At 64.1% G+C, this 18586-nt stretch carries 16 protein-coding genes and 2 pseudogenes; 12 read left to right on the top strand and 6 right to left on the bottom strand.

Annotated features, from left to right (window positions below; genetic code table 11):
- Window positions 1–5 precede the first annotated feature (5 nt).
- From AC5Y42_RS09675 to AC5Y42_RS09685, 3 genes and pseudogenes are all read right to left on the bottom strand, one after another.
- Window positions 6–80, bottom strand: a pseudogene (locus AC5Y42_RS09675) (PaaI family thioesterase); the annotation flags it as partial.
- A 37-nt stretch (window positions 81–117) separates the two neighbouring features.
- A complete protein-coding gene (locus tag AC5Y42_RS09680; RefSeq protein WP_499897700.1) occupies window positions 118–735 on the bottom strand; it encodes a cysteine hydrolase family protein in 618 nt (205 codons plus the stop codon).
- Window positions 732–1724 carry a Rieske 2Fe-2S domain-containing protein gene (locus AC5Y42_RS09685; protein ID WP_499897701.1) on the bottom strand — a complete coding sequence of 331 codons (993 nt, stop codon included), beginning with the start codon at window positions 1722–1724 and terminating at the stop codon, window positions 732–734. Before AC5Y42_RS09685 ends, AC5Y42_RS09680 begins: the two co-directional genes overlap by 4 nt.
- A 78-nt stretch (window positions 1725–1802) precedes the next feature.
- Here AC5Y42_RS09685 and AC5Y42_RS09690 point away from each other — a divergent pair, with 78 nt between their 5' ends.
- The 10 genes and pseudogenes from AC5Y42_RS09690 to AC5Y42_RS09735 all read left to right on the top strand — a co-directional run bounded on the left by AC5Y42_RS09690 (window position 1803) and on the right by AC5Y42_RS09735 (window position 12225).
- Complete coding sequence (locus AC5Y42_RS09690; RefSeq protein WP_499897702.1) at window positions 1803–2237, top strand: nuclear transport factor 2 family protein; 435 nt, start codon at window positions 1803–1805, stop codon at window positions 2235–2237.
- A gap of 163 nt (window positions 2238–2400) precedes the next feature.
- A complete protein-coding gene (locus AC5Y42_RS09695) occupies window positions 2401–2865 on the top strand; it encodes an IS607 family transposase (protein WP_499897703.1) in 465 nt (154 codons plus the stop codon).
- Window positions 2865–4226: pseudogene (gene tnpB / locus AC5Y42_RS09700) on the top strand (IS607 family element RNA-guided endonuclease TnpB). The gene AC5Y42_RS09695 and the pseudogene tnpB overlap by 1 nt, the downstream one beginning before the upstream one ends.
- Before the next feature lie 150 nt (window positions 4227–4376).
- Window positions 4377–5360 carry an NAD-dependent epimerase/dehydratase family protein gene (locus AC5Y42_RS09705; RefSeq protein WP_499898101.1) on the top strand — a complete coding sequence of 328 codons (984 nt, stop codon included), beginning with the start codon at window positions 4377–4379 and terminating at the stop codon, window positions 5358–5360.
- On the top strand, window positions 5357–6976 hold the full coding sequence (locus tag AC5Y42_RS09710) for a flavin-containing monooxygenase (RefSeq protein ID WP_499897705.1): 1620 nt from the start codon (window positions 5357–5359) through the stop codon (window positions 6974–6976). Before AC5Y42_RS09705 ends, AC5Y42_RS09710 begins: the two co-directional genes overlap by 4 nt.
- Entirely contained in the window at window positions 6977–8077 is a 1101-nt protein-coding gene (locus tag AC5Y42_RS09715) for an alpha/beta hydrolase family protein (RefSeq protein ID WP_499897707.1), read from the top strand.
- Window positions 8074–8448 carry an ester cyclase gene (locus tag AC5Y42_RS09720; RefSeq protein ID WP_499897708.1) on the top strand — a complete coding sequence of 125 codons (375 nt, stop codon included), beginning with the start codon at window positions 8074–8076 and terminating at the stop codon, window positions 8446–8448. The genes AC5Y42_RS09715 and AC5Y42_RS09720 overlap by 4 nt, the downstream gene beginning before the upstream one ends.
- Complete coding sequence (locus AC5Y42_RS09725; RefSeq protein ID WP_499897709.1) at window positions 8445–9491, top strand: TIGR03857 family LLM class F420-dependent oxidoreductase; 1047 nt, start codon at window positions 8445–8447, stop codon at window positions 9489–9491. The genes AC5Y42_RS09720 and AC5Y42_RS09725 overlap by 4 nt, the downstream gene beginning before the upstream one ends.
- A 5-nt stretch (window positions 9492–9496) precedes the next feature.
- A complete protein-coding gene (locus AC5Y42_RS09730; RefSeq protein ID WP_499897711.1) occupies window positions 9497–10333 on the top strand; it encodes an SDR family oxidoreductase in 837 nt (278 codons plus the stop codon).
- A gap of 143 nt (window positions 10334–10476) precedes the next feature.
- Window positions 10477–12225: a hypothetical protein gene (locus AC5Y42_RS09735; RefSeq protein ID WP_499897712.1), complete on the top strand. Its 1749-nt coding sequence runs from the start codon at window positions 10477–10479 to the stop codon at window positions 12223–12225.
- Between the two features lie 43 nt (window positions 12226–12268).
- Here the strand turns inward: AC5Y42_RS09735 and AC5Y42_RS09740 are convergent, their stop codons facing one another.
- Window positions 12269–13765: an acyl-CoA carboxylase subunit beta gene (locus AC5Y42_RS09740; protein ID WP_499897714.1), complete on the bottom strand. Its 1497-nt coding sequence runs from the start codon at window positions 13763–13765 to the stop codon at window positions 12269–12271.
- Between the two features lie 106 nt (window positions 13766–13871).
- Between AC5Y42_RS09740 and AC5Y42_RS09745 the strand changes: the two genes are divergently transcribed.
- Window positions 13872–14879 carry an LLM class F420-dependent oxidoreductase gene (locus AC5Y42_RS09745; RefSeq protein WP_499897715.1) on the top strand — a complete coding sequence of 336 codons (1008 nt, stop codon included), beginning with the start codon at window positions 13872–13874 and terminating at the stop codon, window positions 14877–14879.
- Window positions 14880–14903: 24 nt separating this feature from the next.
- A complete protein-coding gene (locus AC5Y42_RS09750; protein ID WP_499898102.1) occupies window positions 14904–16124 on the top strand; it encodes a cytochrome P450 in 1221 nt (406 codons plus the stop codon).
- A gap of 15 nt (window positions 16125–16139) precedes the next feature.
- On the opposite strand, the gene AC5Y42_RS09755 is transcribed toward AC5Y42_RS09750, so the two are convergent.
- Together AC5Y42_RS09755 and AC5Y42_RS09760 are read right to left on the bottom strand one after the other, a co-directional pair.
- A complete protein-coding gene (locus tag AC5Y42_RS09755; protein ID WP_499897716.1) occupies window positions 16140–17294 on the bottom strand; it encodes a Zn-dependent alcohol dehydrogenase in 1155 nt (384 codons plus the stop codon).
- A complete protein-coding gene (locus AC5Y42_RS09760; protein ID WP_499897718.1) occupies window positions 17291–18511 on the bottom strand; it encodes a cytochrome P450 in 1221 nt (406 codons plus the stop codon). The genes AC5Y42_RS09755 and AC5Y42_RS09760 overlap by 4 nt, the downstream gene beginning before the upstream one ends.
- Window positions 18512–18586 lie beyond the last annotated feature (75 nt).

Consider the following 18586-nt stretch of genomic DNA (forward strand, 5'->3'; position numbering starts at 1 on the left):
GCCTCTTACGGTTGGTGGGGAAGCAGGCGGACCATCAGGCCGGTGAGCAGGGCACCGTCGGCGCTTGTCATCGTAGCGGTTCGGGGAATCCGGCGCGGGTTTCGGGGACGGTGTCGGTCATCGGCTGTTCCACGCGCCGAGCAGGTCGTCGGTCGTGGTGATCGTCGCCAGCAACGAGAGCGTGTTGTCGATGACCGCGTCGCCGTACTCGGCCGGTACGCCCGCGACCGCATCACGCGGCACGACGACGCGGTAGGCCGCGTTGACCGCGTCCATCACGATGTTGGGAATGGCGATGTTGAGCGAGACGCCCACCACGACGACGGTGGACACACCAAGGTTGCGCAGGGTCGCATCGAGGTCGGTACCGCCCATCGGCCCGACACCGTGCCAGCGGCTGAGCACCAGATCGGTTGGCTCAGGACCTAACTCTTGTAGCAGGGTGGCGCCGGGGGAGCCTGGAGCGATTTCCACTCCGCCGCGGCCGATCGCGAAGATCTTGGCGTTGTGGTTGGCGCCGAGCCCATCGGGTCGGCGCTGCACCAGACAGTGCACCACGCGCACACCGGCGGCCCGTGCCGCCGGCAGCAGCCGCACGATGTTGGGCAAGGCGACGCGGCGTGCTTCGTCGGCAAGTGCGGCCAGTCCGGCGTCGGGTCCGATGACCGCGCCCTGACACTCCTGAGTGACGATCGCGGTGTGTGCCGCGTCTACGAGCTCGGCGAGGGCTGTCATGCCGGCACGTCGTAGAACTGCGTCGCCCACTTCCGGAGCGCCATATATCCTTTCGCGTCGACCTTGGACAGCGGCGGATGTTCCACGTACTTCTGGTAGCGCCAGATTTGCAGATCGTCGAAGACGGTGGACAGGAACTGCTTTTCGATGACGTCGCGCAGCTTGCCGGATGGCACGTCGGCAGTGTCACCGGGGGTGCGTGGCCACCAGATGGAGTAAAACAGGTCGGAGCATTCATCGTCGACCGGCGTGCAGGTGAAGATCAGCCGATGGTTTTGCGCACCCGCAAAGACGCTGATCGCCCCGCCAAGACCGAACAAGTGACTGTGAAACCGCAACGCCAGGTCGTCGGGGTTGTCGCTGCTGGCATCCGGCCAGCCCGCGACGAATTGCCATTCGTGGTCCACGATTTTCCAGTCCAGCACCTTGGGAGTCACCGTGGCATGGTGCACATACTCGAAATGCGCACTGTCGGGAGCGTTCTCGGCCACGATCTGCGGATGCACCGGTTCGTATTCGGCACGCCGGGAAAACTCGGGATACGCCCGGTAGTAGGCCGCCGGATCAATCTCGAATTGCGGAAACTTGCGGAAGATATCCGGCATCTCCCACTGCGGCTCCTTGCCGTCCGGCTGGTGCCACATGAACACACAGTCGTACTGCTCCATGACCGGATAAACCCGCAACCGCAATCCCCGGTTCGGCCGGTCGGGTTGATAGGGGATGTATTTATTACAACCGTCGGGTCCCCAGCGCCAACCGTGGAACGGGCACTCCACACAGTCGCCGACTACCTTGCCGCCGTGCCCGATGTGAGCGCCGAGGTGCTTGCAGTGCGCTTCGAGTACATGCAGTTCGCCGGACTCGTCTCGGTAGACGACCAGGTCCTCACCGAAGTAGCGCAGCGGTCGAACTTCGCCGACCGGGAACTCCGGCGACCATCCGATCATGAACCAGCCGGTGACTTTCCAGGTGAACGGGACTTTCACGCCGGGCGCCCTCCTGCTTTCGTCCACTGATACTAAAGACGTTACAGTATAGCTTTCAGGCAAGGAGGTGGTGCCCGGGTGGCAGACGAACTCGAGGCGATCCGACAGTTGAAAGCACGCTACTGCCGATTCCTCGACACCAAGGACCTCGACTCGTGGCGCAGTGTGTTCGCGACCGACGTGGTGGTCACGTTGGATATGGCGGTGTCCACCGGCGGTGCCGACCCGATGACGGCCCCGCCGATCGAGGGTGTCGACAACTTCGCTCCCACGGTCATGGGTGGCCTCGAGGGCGTGGCGACCATGCATCACTGCCATACCCCGGAGATCACGCTCACCTCGGCCACCACGGCCACCGGCATCTGGGCGATGGAAGACCTTCTCGTCTTCGGCGACGGCCGCGAGTTGCACGGCGCCGGTCACTACCACGAGACGTACGAGAAAACGGACGGCGCGTGGCGAATCAAGACCCTGCACCTAACCCGAACGATGTTGAAGGTGATCGGGGGCTGACCTAGCCGGCCGGCGCGATGACCGCATCACCAAAGGCCCTGCTGAACGCGAATCACCTCTGGCGGCAGGAACTCGTCGGGTGAGGTGAGCAGCTCACTGGGCTGCCAACTGCTGCGGGTTGAGTGGTCGGTGGTTGTCGGTGGCGTGCTGTAGGAACAGACGTATGGATCTGGCGGTGTGGGCAGAGTGCAACGGTGTTGCGCGGGTGGCCGCGTACCGCTGGTTTCGCGCGCGGCTGTTGGCGGTACCTGCCCGCAAGGTGGGGCGACGGATGTGGGCCACCGCCCGGCAGATCCCGGTCGACAGAGTCGTCAGCGAGGTCGGGTCGGCGATAACCGGGCACCGCGGTAAGTTCCTTGTTCTGCTGCGTGGCCCGGTGGTGGGGCGGATCGTGGTCGAGCATCGGGATCGGTTCTTCCGGTTCGGCTCTGAGTGTGTGCAGGCCGCCCCCGTTGCGCAGGGCCGCGAATTGGTGGTGGTGGATTCGGCCGAGGTTGATGACGCCCTGATGCGGGATATGACTGAGATCTTGACCTCGGTCTGTGTGCGCTTGTACGGCCAACGTGGCGGGCAGAACCGAGCCAAACGCGCGATCACCGCCGCTGCCGACGATTGCGAGGCGGCGTGATGGCGCAGTTCGAGGTGCCTGAGGGCTGGTGTGTGCAGGCGTTCCGGTTCACTTTGGATCCGAGCGAGGATCAAGCCCGCTCGCTGGCACGGCATTTCGGGGCTCGGCGCAAGGCGTACAACTGGGCTGTCGCCACCTTGAAGGGCGATATCGCCGCGTGGCATGCGACGGGTGTTGCGACGGCGAAGCCATCGCTTCAGGTGTTGCGGAAGCGGTGGAACACCGTCAAAAGCGACGTTTGTGTGAACGCCGAGACAGGCGGTTTGGTGGTCGGAGTGTTCGAAAGAAGCCTATGCCGATGGAATCCGGGGTGCGGTGGACGCGTACTGGAACTGGCAGCGCGCCCGTGCCGGCACGCGTGCCGGCAAGCGGGTCGGGTTTCCGCGGTTCAAACGCAAAGGTCGTGATCCTGACCGGGTGTGTTTCACCACCGGGGCGATGCGCGTCGAACCTGACCGCCGCCACCTCACACTGCCGGTCATCGGCACCGTCCGCACGCACGAGAACACCCGCCGTATCGAACGACTCATCCGTGCCGGGCGGGCGCGGGTCTTGGCGATTTCGGTGCGCCGCAACGGTACACGCCTCGATGCCAGCGTGCGGGTGCTGGTCCAGCGCCCGCAGCAACCCAGCGTCGCGCTACCCGGTTCGCGGGTAGGCGTCGATGTCGGGGTACGTCGTCTGGCGACGGCACGGTGATCGAACGGGTCACCAACCCACGACCGCTGCACACCGCGTTGTGTGGGTTGCGGCATGTGAGCCGGGCACGGTCACGCTGCACCAAGGGTTCGCGGCGCTACCGTGAACGCACCACCCAGATATCCCGGCTGCACCGCCGGGTCAACGATGTCCGCACTCACCATCTGCATGTCCTGACGACACGGTTGGCCAAAACCCACGGCCGCATCGTTGTCGAAGGGCTGGACGCAGCAGGGATGTTGCGGCAAAAGGGCCTCTCGGGTGCCCGCGCTCGTCGGCGCGGACTCTCGGATGCAGCCCTGGCCACACCGCGCCGGCACCTGTCGTACAAGACAGGCTGGTACGGCTCGCAGCTAGTGGTCGCTGACCGCTGGTTTGCGTCGTCGAAAACCTGCCACCTTTGTGGGCATGTGCAGGACATCGGATGGAACGAACACTGGCAATGTGATCGTTGCTCAGCGTCGCATCAACGTGATGACAACACATCCATCAACCTCGCACGCTACGAGGAACCGATTAGCGTCGTCGGCCCAGTCGGGGCCGCCGTCAAGCGTGGAGCCGACCCTAAGACCCGGCCTGGCCGGGCAGGTGGCCGTGAAGCGCGGAAGGGAACCAGCCACCCAGCTGGCGAACAACCCCGAGACGGGGTGCGAGTCGCGTGACCACTAAAGATCACTCACTCGCAACGGAGTTGGCACACAGTTCGGGCGAGATACTGTAATTGTTACAGTACAGGCTGGGAGATGTGTCCGGTCGTGGGCGTGGGAGCAGCGATGGAAAGCCATACCGGAATCGGACGGCGTGCACTGGTCATGGGCGCGAGCGGCTTTGTGGGTTCGCATGTCACCCGCCAACTCGTCGAGCGGGGCGATGAGGTGCGGGTGCTGCTCCGGAAAACCAGCTCGACACGAGGAATCGACGACCTCGACGTCGAATTGCACTACGGCGACCTCATCGACGAGCAGACCGTGCGCCGGGCGATGGACAACCGCGACGTCGTCTACTACTGCGTCGTGGATGCCCGGGCATGGTTGCATGATCCCGCTCCGCTGTTCGCGACCAACGTCGAGGGCCTGCGGCACGTGCTCGACGTCGCGGCCGAGGCCAATCTGCACCGCTTCGTGTTCCTGAGCACGATCGGGACCGTTGCGGTTGGCTCCGGCGACAGGCCGGCCAGCGAGGAAACACCGTTTAATTGGCACGGCCAGGGCGGTCCGTATATCGAGTCTCGGCTACAGGCCGAGCAGCTGGTCATGCGATACGCCGAAGAACGCGGACTCCCGGCTGTGGCGATGTGCGTCTCCAATACGTATGGCCCCCGTGACTGGCAGCCAACCCCGCATGGCTCTCTGGTCGCGGCGGCCGCCCTGGGAAAGATGCCGGTCTACGTGAAGGATGTGGCAGCAGAAGTGGTCGGCATCGAAGATGCCGCTGCGGCAATGCTGTTGGCGGGGGAGCACGGCCGCATCGGCGAACGCTACATCATCTCCGAAAGCTTCATGACCACACGCGAAGTCCTGGAAACCGCCGCCCATGCCGTCGAGGTCGCCCCGCCGCGCTTCGGTGTTCCGCTACAACTGGTGACGATGTTGGGACATGCGGTCAGCCTGCTGCGTCTTGGCTTCCCGGTGAACGCCACCACCGTGCGATTGATGCGGCTGACGTCGCCACTTGATCACAGCAAGGCCGTCCGGGAGTTGGGCTGGAATCCCAATCCGACATCGGACTCGATACGACGTGCGGCGCATTTCTATGTCGAACGGGCACAGCGCAGACCGGAGGCGGTCAAGCCATGACGGCTGCGAACTCCTATGACGCGCTAGTCATCGGCGCCGGCTTCTCCGGCTTGTATGCGCTGCATAGGCTCCGCGAGCTCGGAATCCGGACCCGGGTGCTCGAAGCAGCTGAAAATGTCGGTGGCACCTGGCTTTTCAACCGATATCCGGGTGCGCGTTGCGACATCGAAAGCATCGAATACTCCTACAGCTTCTCCGACGAAATTCAGCAGGAATGGACCTGGACCGAGACGATGCCGGCCCAGCCCGAGGTAGAGGCCTACCTGAACTTCGTCGCCGATCGACTCGACCTTCGCAGCGATATCCAGTTCGGCACCAGGGTCGTCGCGATGGCGTTCGACGAGGATGCTGCCGAATGGGTCGTGCGGACAGAGGCCGGCCAAGCCTTCACCGCGCCATTCGTGGTCGCGGCTACCGGCATCCTGTCGATACCGCTCGAACCCGACATTGCCGGGATGGACAGTTTCACGGGCACGTCGCTGTTCACCAGCCGCTGGCCCCGCGACGGCTGCGATCTCACCGGCAAACGGGTCGGCGTCATTGGCACCGGTTCGACCGGTGTGCAGCTTATCCCGGTGGCGGCCCGGGAAGCAGCGCAACTGTGCGTGTTCCAGCGTTCCCCGGCCTACACCCTGCCGTGGCAGGTACGACCATTCGAATCCGGCGAGCTCGACGAACTGAAGGCCCGCTACAGCGAAATCCGCGCCGCGCAACGCGAACACCCGGTCGGCGCGGCGCGACTGAGCGCGTTCTCGGTGCTACTCGACATGCTCGGCAGTCCACCGTTGAAGACCGCCCCGCGCGACGAGCAACTGCGCGCCATCGACGAACATGGTGTGATGGGCGCACTGAACTGGGGCGACGTTTTCTTCGACATCGATGCCAACCGGATGGCTGCCCGGTTGTACGGAGAAGCGGTGGCCCGGATCGTCAAGGACCCGCGGACCGCCGCCGCGTTGGTGCCCAGTCATCCCTTTGCGTGTAAGCGCCCGATCATCGACCAGGGCTACTACGAGACGTTCAACCGGGACAACGTCACCCTTATCGACCTGCGTGCAAACCCGATCCGCGAGGTGACGCCCACCGGTATCCGCACCAATGATGGTTTGTATGAGCTCGATGTGATCATCTACGCCACCGGATTCGACGCGATGACCGGTGCGCTCAACCGCATCGATGTGCGTGGTCGCGACGGGTCGTCGCTGCGCGACTTCTGGGCCGGCCAGGGGCCGCTGTCGTATCTGGGGTTGGCCGTCGCCGGCTTTCCCAACCTGTTCACGGTCCAGGGTCCCGGCAGCCCGAGCGCAGCAACCAACTTCGTCGCCGCCCTCGAACAGCACGTGGAGTGGATCGGCGACTGCATTGCCTATCTGCGCGCCAACGGGATCCGCACGATCGAAGCGCTTGCTGCCGCGCAACAGGAGTGGATTGACCACGCTACCGCGCTCGTCGCGCCGACGGTACTTGTCCACCCCAGCTGCAACTCCTGGTACAACGGCGGCAATGTCCCCGGAAAGAAACGGATGTATATGGGCTACACCGGTGGAATCCCCGAATACCGGCGTCGCTGCGACGAGATCGCTGCCGGCGGATACACCGGATTCAAGCTGGCGTAGATGGCGAACCGCGCACTGGATGCTGGCCGAGAACTCGCCATGGTGCTGCCGCGGACGGTGTCCGGGCTCACCGAATCGACCGGCTGGACCGCATCGCCACGCGGTGTGCGCCAGTTCGGCGAGGTCATGATGGACGAGCTGGTTCTCACCGGCTTCTCGCTGTTCAGCGGAGATCTCACCGGGGGAGTTCGGCCATTGAACGAGTGCACCGCCGCGGCCCAGGAGCTGTCCGCCCTGGGCGTCGACAGCGCGCACGCCGACCCGCAACCGTTGCACGTCAAGGCGATCCGCCGCCGTCGCCTTGGCATGCTCGCCTACGAGCGAGTGACCTTCGAGCACGACCCATTGCTGCCTACCACGCTGACGGCCGCGGGGCTGGGTGGGCCCGCGACCGCGGTGGTGCACGTGTGCCGGTATCGCGACAAGCCCCGGCCGTGGCTGGTGTGGGTTCACGGCGCCGGTCAGGGCCGCGCGGAGGACCTGTTGGTATCCCGGGCCAGACGATTGCAACACGCGCTGGGTTTCAACGTTGCGGTGCCGGTGCAGCCGGGACACGGCAGCCGTCGCCGCCAGTGGCCGCCGTATCCGAACATGGATCCGCTGACCAATGTCGCGGGCATGATGCGCGCCGTATCGGAGGTTCGCGCCGTCGTGCAATGGGTCCAGCCGCAGTCGACCGCCGTTGTGGTGTCCGGAATTTCGATGGGCAGCGCGGTCGCGGCCCTGGTAGCGCATTTCGAGAAGCAGGTCGACGCCGTCGCTCTGTACACACCGATCCTCGGACTCAATGCGATGATCGCCCGCCACCTGACGCGTTGGGATGCCTCGCGCGGCCCGGTTCGAGAGCTGCTGGGGTCACCGCTAGTGACGGCGCTGACCTCGGTGATCGATCCGCTCTCGGTCGAGCCCGCGCCGCCGCCGCATCGCCGGCTGATCGTCGGCGCATGGCATGATCGAATGGCCATGCGCGGGCCCGCCGTGGCGTTACAGGAAAGCTGGGGCGGCCAGTTCTACTGGTACGACGGCAGTCACGTCGGCCACATCTTTTCCCGGCGCGTGCAGGCGGTATCGGAGCGCTTTCTGCGGGAGGTGGTCGGTTGAGCCGTACTGCCCGTGAGGTGGTGGAGTTGTACAACCTGGCGTTGTGGAATGAGCGCAACGTCGAGTTGGCCGACGAACTGATTGCCGAGACCATGGTTCGCCATGAGGTCGGGGAGGCGCGCACGCTGACCCGCGCAGAGGCGCGCAAACGGGTTGAGGACATCTGGGAGATGTTCGACTCGCTGCGTTTCGATCTGAATGTCGTGATCGCCGGCGACGACGGCGAGCACGTCGCGATCGTGTACGACTCGACGATGACCAATACTGATGGCGCCGAAGTCAATATCGCCAGCATCGAGGTTTTCCGCGTCGTCGACGGCCAGATCACCGAGGTGTGGAATTGCGGCTACAAGCAAGGGGTGTGGAATTGAGCAGTCGAGTGCTCGGCGAACTTGGCTACTATCTGCTGGCCGGGGCCGGCGGTGAGGGGCCGGCCACCTTGATGGACGAAGCCCGTCGCGGCGAAGAATTCGGCTTCGGGACCGCTTTCATCTCCGAGCGCTGGAACGTCAAAGAGGCGTCGTCGCTCGTCGGCGCCGCCTGCGCCGTCACGTCACGTATGCAGATCGCCACCGCCGCAACCAATCACAACACCCGGCATCCGTTGATTACCGCATCGTGGGCCACCACCATGCACCGGCTTTCCGGCGGGCGGTTCACGTTGGGCATCGGCCGCGGCGTGGCCGCGATGTACGCGGCGTTCGGCATCCCGGCCGTAACCACCGCTGCGATGGAGGACTGGGCCCAGGTCATGCGCCGGCTGTGGCGCGGTGAGGTGGTCTTCAACCACGACGGCCCGATGGGCAAGTACCAAGTGTTGTTCCTCGACCCCGATTTCAACGAGGACATCCGGCTGGCGCTGGTGGCTTTCGGGCCACAGTCCCTCGCCCTGGGCGGCCGTGTCTTCGACGATGTCATTCTGCACACTTATTTCACGCCGGAGACTGTGCAGCGCTGCGTCAGAACCGTCAAGGATGCGGCGGAGAAAGCCGACCGCGACCCCGACAGTGTGCGGGTGTGGTCGTGCTTCGCCACCGTCGGCGATCACCTTCCCGAACAGCTGCGCCTGAAGAAGACCGTCGCACGGCTGGCTACCTACCTTCAGGGCTACGGGGACCTTCTGGTGCAGACCAATAACTGGGACCCCGCAGTGCTGCAGCGCTTTCGGGAGGATCCGGTGGTGACGTCGATCGCCGGCGGCATCGACCACAAGGCCACCCCCGAGCAGATCGAGCACATCGCGGGCTTGATCCCCGAGGAGTGGCTGGAACCGTCGGCCACCGGATCAGCCGGCCAATGCGTGCAGCGCATCCGCAAGGAGTTCGACTACGGCGCCGACGCGGTGATCATGCACGGCGCCACGCCCGACGAGTTGAAGCCGATCGTCGCCGAGTATCGAGACGTGCAACCATAGGCGGTATGTCGAAGTACTTGACGGGCAAGGTCATTATCGTCACCGGAGCCGCGAGCGGCTTCGGAAGGCTGATCTCGGAGAAATGTGCTGCCGGCGGCGCAAAGGTGGTCGGCGTGGATGTCAACGCCGAGAGCCTGAACGAGGTCCTCGACGGAATCCGCGCCGCCGGCTTCGAAGGCAGCGCCCATGTCGCCGATGTCACCGACATGGGCCAGGTCAAAGCGGCGGCCCAACACGCCGTCGACACCTACGGTGCCATCGACGTCATCGTGAACAACGCAGGCGTGATGCCGCTGGCATTCTTCGCCGATCACGAACGCGCGTGGGAGAAATGGCACAAAGCGATCGACATCAACATCAAAGGCGTCGTGAACGGAATCGCGGCTGTCTACGACACGATGATCCAACAGGGCCGGGGACATGTCGTCAACATCTCGTCCATTTACGGCAACGCTGGAACTGAGGGCTCCGGGGTCTACAGCGCGACGAAGGCGGCGGTCGATGCGCTCTCGGAGTCGTTACGCGTTGAGGCCCAAGGCAAGATTAAGGTGACCACGGTCAAGCCGACCGGCGTGCTGGGAACCAATCTCGCCAGCTGGGTTGTCAACGAAGCGGCGGTCGTGGGGATCGTCGGACACAAAGCTGCCCACTTCTTGGAGAATGTCGACGATTTGGCGAAGGGGTCCCTTCGACCCGAGCAGATGGACATTGAGTCGATGCAATACTGGTTGATCACGCCCGACGACCTGGCGAACGCTGTGCTGCATGTCATCGACCAACCGTGGGGGATCAACCTCAGCGACGTCACGGTGCGGGCCAGTGGCGAGAATTACGTCTACTGACCCCTAGCGCGAGGGTGCGCAGAACCGGTCATTACACCGGCGTGTCGGCCGGGGACACGCTCGCTCGCGCCAAGAAGGCGCCGTAAATTCGGGTAGGCGGATACTCTAGCGTTGCTCTGAGCCCTCAGCGCATGCTTCGTGACATGCCCACGGATCCGCGGATAATCGTTACCGGCTTCGACGGAGAACTGGATTTGTTCCCGATCATCACCTATCAGACCGATGAGCACTCGTGTAAGGGGGTGTGGTCGCATCCGACGGTTCCGGCGCTGATCTTCGCCGACAACTCACATGACGGGTCACCGGTGACATTCCACCACGGTGCGATCGGCGGTGCGCAGACCCCGGTGCAGCTGATCTTCTGGGGCGACTGGTGGGCCGGCGCGGGTTCTGCCCAACGTGGTCTCATCGAGTCCCGTACGCAGTCGTTGCTGGCGAGTCGCTACTTTGCCGAGCTGTCGCAGTATTACATCGCTGGCGCTCCGGCATGGAGAGGCTCGACCATAGTTAGCACGCCTCGACCGCCGTTGGGTGGAGTAACCTCCCAGGTGGCGATGCAGCGCGTTCTGGAGTTGATTGAGAAATGCATCGACGACGGGATATTCCCCGACCCAGATGACGGCCCGCGCTTCGCATTCATTGTGCTTATGCCACAAGGGTTCAGCGTGACGGGAGGCACGGTCTTAGGTGCGCACTCAACGGACTACACCTTCGATTTCCCGTTCGATACAGATCGGTACTGGGCGGGGTGGGTTCGGTTCTTCGACCCGGCTACCGAGGATGTCGAACTCACCATGTCGACGCTGGGGCACGAATTGGTGGAGCTGCTGACCGACCCTGAGGGCGACGGCTGGCGGCGTGAGCCGTTGGACTCGAACTGCGAGATCGCCGATTGGAGCAATTCGGCCGTCGCCGGCGGCGCTGTGCGGCAACGGGCGTGGGTCAACGATGTCCGCGTTCAGTCGTACTGGTCGATCAGGCATGGCGCCACCGTCATCCCGATCGACAATGATTACGCCGCGCAACTCGAGGCGAAAGTTTCGGAGACGAGCCGCCGGGAGGTGTCGCGCGGAACGATAGTGCCCGACCCCGCGATTCGCCGCGCGTGCAGCAAGTTCCCGGCGTGTTGCATCAATGATGACGACTACGGGTTCGTCGTGTATTCGGTGTCGGAGACCGCGCGGATACGATTGAACACCGTTCGCTATCGCACGCCTAAGGCAAGTTGGCGCATCGAGAATATCGCGGTATCCGGTTCGGGCACCGTGCAACTCGATATTCCGGTCGACGGGTACAACGGACAGAATCCGGTGTCGTCGGTGCAACGAGTGGCGATCGGCTACACGGCGTCGGATACGGTGCTGGATCTGACCGTCGCCGATCCCGGTGGAAACTTTGACCTGTCGGTTAGTTGCAGCGTCGTCGACGCGTCGATTGCGGGGAATGTGGCAACGAACGTGATCGCGTCTCCCAGCGTCGTGGTTGGATTCGTCGGCGCCGAACTGGTGGCCGATCCGGCCTACATCGACGCAGTTGGGCAATGCCATCACGCCATGCTGAAAAAGTACATGGATGATTACAGTCCGATGGGTCGACCGGGCCCGGGCGATCCGATCAAGTTCGACCCGACGGTACTCAACATCGGATTACCCGCATATGCGAGGCTGGCGGGACATCAGCAACTGCAGGAAACGGGCAAGCTGATCCGCGCTGCGGCCTATGTGCTCGACCCCGGTGATGCGCACGCTTTTGTCGGTTACCTGCTGCGGTCCCAGTCCGCTCTTGTTCGCACGCTGCAGACCCGTGGCCTTGCGGACCTGACGACGACGCTGCTGTCGGGAATTTCGGACGTCACCCTGATAGGCGCGAGGGTGCGCAAACCCGGAGATTAGTTCGGCGTGTCGACCGGGGACACGCACGCTCGCGCAAGGGTGGTCACGGCAGTATCGCCGTCCGCGTCACTGGTTTTGGGGCGGCTTGGCGGCTGTGAAGACCGCGTTGCAGCGTGGCCAACAGCGCGTCGCGGGTTTCGCGCGGATCGATGAGCTCATCGAAACCCATGTGCTCAGCCGACCGATACGACGCCTGCAGCTCGGCGTTGCGCAGTTTGACCGAAAGGTCCTCTCCGGCATGCGATGCGCGGCTGAGCGCCGCCGCGCTCATCGCACCCATCGTCGCGCCTGGATACGCGAACGTCGCGGCCTGTGAATCAAAGCCCAGCAGCGACATCACCATCGACCCGAACCCATAGGCTTTGCGCAACGTGACATGCAGCTTGATCGTCGTGGCCGCGGTCTGCGCGGCGAACATCCGCCCGCCGGCGCGCAGCACGCCCTGACGCTCCGACCGGCTGCCCGGCAGCATCCCCGGGTTGTCGGCCAGAAACACGATCGGCAGGTGAAATGAGTCGGCCACCATGATGAAATGCGCTGCCTTGTCGGCGGCATCGGCGTCGATCGAACCGGCCAGCACCTGCGGCTGGTTGGCCACCACCGCCACCGGGTGACCACCCAGGTTTGCAAGCGCGCAGATGATCGCCCGCCCGAACTGCGGCTGCACCTCGAACCAGTCGGGGCGGTCGAAGATGACATCGAGCACCGCGCGCATGTCGTAGACCCGCCGGTTGTCGCGCGAGACGATCTCGAGTAGCTCCGGCGTCGGCCGCGGCTCGGCGGTCTCATCGGGCGACAGCGATGGGGGATAGGACCAGGCGCTCGACGGAAAGTAGGACAGGTAGCGCCGGACGTCGTCGAGCGTGGCCTCGTCGTCCTCGGCGACGTTGTGAATCACGCCGCTGGGCAACGCGACATCCGGGCCGCCCAGGTCCTCCTTGGAAATGTCTTCGCCCGTCGACTCTTTGACGACGGGCGGCCCGGCGGTGAAGATCGCGCCCTGTCGGCTCATGATACGAAAGTCGCACACTGGCGCCACCAACGCGCCGTGTCCGGCCGACGGGCCGAGCACCGCGGCGACGGTAGGCACCCGCCCCGAGCACTGCGCCTGCGCAAGCAGGTCGGTCGGGGTGCGGCCGTAATGCCCTCCGGTGGGCCGGAAGCCGGCGCCCTCAAGCAGCATGACCAACGGAATTTTGTCGCGCAGCGCCAATTCGGCGATCCGGTACCGCTTGGAATTCCCGCCGGGCCCGATACTGCCGGCCAACGTGGTGAAGTCCTCGGCGCCGACCATCACCGGCGAACCGTTGACCAATCCGGATCCCACCACAATCGCGTCGGCGGCTGCGTCACCGCCGACAAGCGTGCCCAGTTCGCGAAACGTGCCCGGGTCCAGCAGCCGCTCCACCCGGGCGCGCGCGTCGAGTTTGCCCTTGCCGCGGTGCTTGGCGAGCCGCTCCGGCCCGCCCATGCCCCACGCATGCTCACGGCGGCGACCGAGATCGTCGAGCGTCTCCTCCCAATCCGGGGGCTTGGTCATCCGCATGTCCTCACTCGTCGACGGGTCGCTTAGAGCCTAACCTCCGTTGACCGTACTGAAGTGCTTACTGTAGCGTCGGCGAGATGGGTGTCGGGCTGGCGCCGCGATGAAGGTTGACGGCGGCCTCTTCAGCGACCTCGCTCGGGTGCCGGAGTTGGCGGGCACACTGGAAAAACGGGGCTACGACGGCTGCTGGACCGGTGAGATCAACCATGATCCTTTTCTGCCGCTGCTGCTGGCCGCCGAACACACTTCGCACTTGGAGTTGGGCACCAGTATTGCGGTGGCGTTCGCGCGCAACCCGATGACCGTCGCCAACCTCGGCTGGGACTTGCAGACCTACTCGCAGGGCCGGTTCATCCTCGGGCTGGGCACCCAGATCAAGCCGCACATCGAAAAGCGATTCAGCATGCCGTGGAGTCATCCGGTGCGCCGGATGCGTGAATTCGTGCTGGCGCTGCACGCGATCTGGTCGGCGTGGAAGGACGGCACCAGGCTGCAGTTCGAAGGTGAGTTCTATACGCACAAGCTGATGACGCCGATGTTCACCCCGGAGCCGCAGCCATATCCGGCACCGAAGGTCTTCATCGCCGCGGTGGGCGAAGCGATGACCGAGATGTCCGGCGAAGTCGCCGACGGATTACTGGTTCACGCGTTCACCACCAGGCGCTACCTGCACGAGGTGACGATTCCGGCGCTCGAGCGCGGCATGCGACGGTCCGGCCGTGAACGCAGCGGATTTCAGGTGGCGTGCCCGGTATTCACGGTGACCGGCAGTGACGATGCCGACTGGGCCGGCGCCGCGGCCCGAGTCCGCAAACAGATTGCCTTCTATGGATCGACGCCGGCTTATCGCAAGGTTCTCGAGCTGCATGGGTGGGGAGAGCTGGCAACGGAGCTGCATCGCCTTTCGCTGCAAGGCGAATGGGATGCGATGAGCGCGTTGATCGACGACGAGATACTCGAGGCGTTCGCGGTTGTTGCGCCGGTCGAAAAGTTGGCCGCCGCGCTTGCGAGCCGCTGCGACGGCGTGATCGAGCGGGTGATGCCGTCGCTTCCAGCCAGCCTTTCGGAGGCCACAACCACCGCTGTACTGCAAGAGTTGCGTCAGTAAGGAGTCGCCATGACCACACCGACGATGGACGAGGCCGCCAAGCTGCTGGCCGATCCGCTGGCCTATACCGACGAGCCGAAATTGCATGCGGCGCTGGCCCATCTTCGCGCCAACGCTCCGGTGGCGCGGGTCGACGTGCCGAACTATCGCCCGTTCTGGGCTATCACCAAACACGTCGACATCATGGATATCGAGCGGGAAAACGAGGTGTTCACCAACTCTCCGCGCCCCGTACTGGTGACTTCGGGGGCCGACGAGATGCAAGCCGCTGTCGGAGTGCGCACACTGATCCACCTCGACGACCCCGAGCATCGTGACATGCGGGCAATCGGCGCCGATTGGTTTCGGCCAAAGGCCATGCGGGCATTGAAGGTCCGCGTCGATGAACTCGCCAAGTCCTACGTCGACAAGATGGCGGCGATCGGCCCGGAATGCGACTTCGTGCAACAGGTCGCGGTGAACTATCCGCTGTATGTCATCATGTCGCTCCTGGGTCTGCCCGAATCCGACTTTCCGCTGATGCTCAAGCTGACTCAAGAACTGTTCGGCAGCGACGACGACGAGTACAAGCGCGGCGCCACAGTGGAGGACCAATCCACCGCACTGCTGGAAATGTTTCAGTACTTCACCGCGCTGACCGCAGCACGGCGCGCAAGCCCCACCGAGGACCTGGCTTCAGCCATCGCCAACGCCCGTATCGACGGTGAGCCGTTGTCGGATATCGACACCGTTTCGTACTACGCGATCGTGGCCGCGGCCGGCCACGACACCACCAGCGCAACGATTTCCGGTGGTCTGCACGCTTTGATCGACAATCCCGACCAACAGCACCGGCTGCGCAGCGACCTCGGCCTGATGCCGTTCGCCACCGAGGAAATGATCCGCTGGGTCACTCCGGTCAAGGCGTTCATGCGCACCGCCGCCGAGGACACCGCCGTGCGGGGGGTGCCGATCTCCGCGGGGGAGTCGGTACTGCTGTCATATGTCTCCGCTAACCGAGACGAGGATGTCTTTGACGATCCATTCGACTTCGATGTCGGTCGCGACCCGAACAAGCATGTGTCCTTTGGGTACGGCGTCCACTTTTGTCTGGGTGCCGCGCTGGCCCGCATGGAGGTCAACAGCTTCTTCACCGAGCTGCTGCCGCGATTAAAATCCATTGATTTGACCGCAGACCCGCAATACGTCGCCACGACCTTCGTCGGTGGCCCCAAGCACCTCCCGGTGCGGTATTCGTTCCGGTAATCGACCGTTACGGCACTACGCCCCGAAATCGATGACGCCCCGGATGATTTCACCGTTGAGCAGGTCCGCGTACGCCTCGTTGATGTCGTCGAGCCGGTAGCGCCTGGTGATCATCTCGTCAAGCTGTAGCTGGCCGGTCTGATAGAGCCGGGCCAGCCGGAAAACGTCGGCCTTCGGGTTACATGATCCGAAAACCGTGCCCGCCAACGTTTTGTTCATCAGGATGAAGTCTTGCAGGTCGAGATTGACCGAGCGGGTCAGCTGCGAGGTCATGCCGGTGAGCACGCAGGTGCCGCCCTTGCGGGTGAGTTGTAGTGCGTCGCGCACATCGTCGGGCGTGATCAGTGAGGGCGAAACCACCACCGCGTCGGCCATCACCCCATAGGTCAGCGCCCGCACCAGATCCAGCGCCTCGGCGGCGGAAGCCGCCGTGTGGGTTGCGCCGAACTGCAGCGCCGATTTTTGTTTGAACTCAACCGGGTCGACGGCGATGATGTGCGCGGCGCCGTTGATGCGGGCACCCTGGACTGCGCCGGTGCCGATGCCCCCGACACCGATGACGACGACCGTGTCACCGCCCCGCATTCCGCCGCGGTTGGCGACCGATCCGTATCCGGTCGGGATAGCGCAGGCCAGCAGCGCAGCAGCCGCCAGCGGTATCTGCGGCTCGATCTTGACCAGCGAATCAGCCGCCACCACAGTGTGTTCGGCAAAAGCACCGATCTTGGAAATGTGGCCCAACGGCTTGCCGTCGAGTGTGTGGTGACGAAACGTCCCGTCGGTGGGCATACCGGGAGTCAACGTGCCGATGCCGGTGTCGCAGAGGTACTCCATCCCCGTTGCGCACCAGCGGCATTGACCGCAAACCGCGACAAACGAGGTCACCACATGATCACCCGGTGCCAATTCGGTGACGCCTGCACCGACTTCGACCACCCTGCCGGACCCTTCGTGACCGCCGATAGTGGGGAACATCGTCGGCAGCCCTAGTGACCGAAGTACCTCGTTGGGTGCGGACATGTCGCCTTTGAGGATGTGGTCGTCGGAGTGGCACAGCCCGGCGGCGGCCATCTCGACGAGAACCTCGCCGTCGCGAGGGGTGTCGAGCTCGAATTCCTCGACAGACCAGGGTCCGCCCACGTCATGCAGGATCGCCGCCCGGCTCTTCATGACGCCGCGGTGAACGTGACCGGAAGCTTGTTGGGGGAACGGAAGGTGAGCCCCACGATCTTGGCCTCGTCGTCGGGTTCCAGCGTCAGGTTTCCCACCCGGTCGAAGAGGCTGTTGAGCATGACCCGGGTCTCCAGCCGGGCCAAATGCATTCCCAGGCACATGTGAATACCACCGGCGAAGGACAGATTCGCTTGGCGCGGTCGGAGGATGTCGAACGTGTTGGGATCGGTCCAGCGGTTTTGGTCGCGGTTGGCCGAGCCCATGCACAGGTCGACCTGTGCGCCCGAGGGGATTGTCCGCCCGCCCATTTCGACGGATTCGATGGTAGTTCGGGGAACCGTGGTCAGCGGTGTCTCATACCGCAGGCCTTCTTCGAACGCGGCTGGGATCAGCGACCGGTCCTGGTAGACCATCGCCAGTTGGTCGGGATGAGTCAGCAGCAGGTAGAGCAAATTGCCCGAAGAACGGTAAGTGGTTTCCAGACCGGCCGGCAGCAGCAGCCGCAGAAACGAGATGATGGCCTCGTCGGTCAGCTTCTCGCCGTCGATCTCGGCGGCAACAAGATCGCCGATGATGTCGTCGGTGATCTTGCGGCGGCGTTGCTCGACCTGCGCGAGGAAGTAGTCGTGCAATTCGATCGAAGCTCTCAGTCCCGCTTCGATGTCGACTGGGATCGAGATGAGGTCGAAAGACAATCGCCGGAACACGTCAAGGTCCTCGCGGGGCAGCCCAAGCAGCGTCGCGGCGACCCGGGTGGGGAACTCGAACGTCAGGGCCTTGACCAGATCGGCTGTGCCGTCGTTCTTGATCTCGTCGACCAACTGATCGCAGACCGGCCCGATGACCGACGGTTCCCAGCGTTCCAGCGCGGTGGCGCGGAAAGCTTTGGCTACCAGGTTGCGATGGTCGTGATGTTCTTTGCCGCCCATCGCCAAGATGGTGTGTCCGATCACCAGCCCGATGGTCTGGTCGTAGGCGTGCGAGCTGAAGATCTGGTCGTCGCGGAAGGCCCGGAATACGTCGTCGTAGCCGAACAGCACCCACTCGTCGTCGGGCACCAGCTCTGGCGGCAATTGTGACTGGTCGCTGAGCGTGCCGTGCCAGACCGACTCGGTGCGCCGCATGTATTCAAAGAACGGGTATGGGCTGGTTTCCCCGGTGATATCGAGCGTGACAGGTTGGCCGTGCGGGTCGGTGCTGATCGACACCAGCATCCCTCCTGAGCAACCGGTAGGGCCTGCCCCGGACCAGCCGTCCCGGGCGAACTTCGCTATCATAATATAAATAGC

The sequence above is a fragment of the Mycobacterium sp. NGS48 genome (assembly GCF_059812585.1).